General features: G+C 75.0%; 3 protein-coding genes. 2 read left to right on the forward strand and 1 reads right to left on the reverse strand.

Annotated elements, in window-relative coordinates; translation table 11 throughout:
- A partial coding sequence (locus tag ESO86_RS19360; protein WP_165308204.1) for a hypothetical protein occupies positions 1-212 on the forward strand: 212 nt, incomplete at its 5' end.
- A 100-nt stretch (positions 213-312) separates the two neighbouring features.
- Here the strand turns inward: ESO86_RS19360 and ESO86_RS16630 are convergent.
- Positions 313-522, reverse strand: coding sequence for a hypothetical protein (locus ESO86_RS16630; protein ID WP_129235923.1), 210 nt, complete (start codon positions 520-522; stop codon positions 313-315).
- A 188-nt stretch (positions 523-710) separates the two neighbouring features.
- Between ESO86_RS16630 and ESO86_RS16635 the strand changes: the two genes are divergently transcribed.
- Positions 711-1433 (forward strand): VOC family protein, encoded by a 723-nt coding sequence (locus ESO86_RS16635; RefSeq protein ID WP_129235924.1) that lies wholly within the window; start codon positions 711-713, stop codon positions 1431-1433.
- Positions 1434-1597: the final 164 nt, after the last annotated feature.

Raw genomic sequence — 1597 nt, forward strand, 5'->3', positions numbered from 1 at the left:
GCCACGCCGGTGGGGCGCTCGCGACGACCGTCGTGGTGGGAGCTGCGGCCTTCGCGGGCTACTCCGCGTGGGCGGCGGTCTCCGGATGGCGCAGGGCTCGGGCCTCGCACCCGGTCGCGGGCCGCGGGGTCGTCGCCGCGCGACTCCGCAGTGCGGATGCCGCGGGCATGGCGGTCATGGCGCTCGCGATGGCGGCGATGCCGTTCGCATGAGGGGTGCCGGCTCGGCGGTCGTCCGGCGGTTCCCGGCGGCGGCTCTTCGGTGCCGTGGCGGCTCGGCGCGTCTGTTGCGGTCGGATCGACGGTGGTCCGGTCAGCGCGGCCTGGCGGTCGACGCGGTTCCGAGGAGTCGCGCGATCAACGCCCGCACGCCGCCGTCGGCGCGTGGTGCGTGGTCGGGCCTGGGTTCGTCGTGGAGGTGCACGGGGCCCATGAAGGCCATCGCCCCCGACCATCCGGGGTCGGCCCACGGGTCGGCCCCGCCGTGCTGGTGCGTCCGGGGGATGCTCGTCGCAGCGTTCATGATGTCCTCCTCGACATGTCGCCGTCGACCTGCGGATCGCGCCGACGCTGCCCGACCATTCTCCTCCTCCCGACGTGCGTCCGGGTGGGGGATCGCTCGGAGCGCAGCATCCGGGCGGCGAGGCGGTCGTGCTGAGGTCGCGCGCGGGGCCTTGCCGGGTGTCGGCCGGTCCGGCGAGCATGGGGCGCATGGATGCCACACCCGGGCCGCGGCGCACCCCGACCGACCCACCCGAGGCGATCTCGCCGAAGCGGTTCCACGACGCCGAGGGCGTCGACGACTGGCGGGTGCTCTACTGGGGCGCGCACGCCTTCTTCCGGGCGCCGACGTACTCGGCGGGCGCCGCGTTCGTCGCCGCGATCACGTCGCGCGATGAGGTCGCCGGGCACGAACCCGACATCGACCTGCGCCACGAGGGCGTCGCCGTGAAGCTGATCAGCCGCGACGTCCGCGACCTCAGCACCCGCGACGTCGAGGTCGCCCGGCTGATCTCGGCCGTCGCGCGCGAGCACGGCCTGGTCGCGGATGCCTCGGCGCTGCAGGTCGTGCAGACCGCGGTCGCGTCGCCCGAGGGGGCCGACGTGACGCCGTTCTGGTCCATTGTGCTCGGCTACGTCCGTCCGAACCGGACGCACCTCGTGGACCCGTTGCGGCGGGGCTCGTCGGTGTTCCTGCAGCCGACCGACGCCGTGGGCCCGCAGCGCGGGCGCATGCACGTCGACGTGTGCGTGCCGCACGACCAGGTGCACGCGCGCATCGAGGCGGCGCTCGCCGCGGGCGGGCGGATCGTCGACGACTCGTTCGCGCCCGAGTGGTGGACCCTCGCCGACGCCGAGAACCACAAGGTCGACGTCACGACATGGTGGGGCCGCGAGTCGACGCGACTCGACGAGAGGCGGCCGGCCGACTGAGCCCGGCTACGCCTCGTCGCGCAGCGCGCTGACGCGCGACCGATCGCGATCGTGGTACATCGCGCCGACGCGGCGCCGGGCAACGTCGCCGAGCAGGTCGGCCGAGCAGCAGGCGCGCTCCGCGGCCGTTCCCAGTGCGGCGACCGCCTCGTCGATCCGCGTGG

Source organism: Agromyces binzhouensis, assembly GCF_004135055.1.
Lineage (GTDB): Bacteria > Actinomycetota > Actinomycetes > Actinomycetales > Microbacteriaceae > Agromyces > Agromyces binzhouensis.

Excerpts from the sequence above, each read along its gene's own strand:
- ESO86_RS16630 (WP_129235923.1), bottom strand. The coding sequence starts at position 522 with ATGAACGCTGCGACGAGCATCCCCCGGACGCACCAGCACGGCGGGGCC.
- ESO86_RS16635 (WP_129235924.1), top strand. The coding sequence starts at position 711 with ATGGATGCCACACCCGGGCCGCGGCGCACCCCGACCGACCCACCCGAG.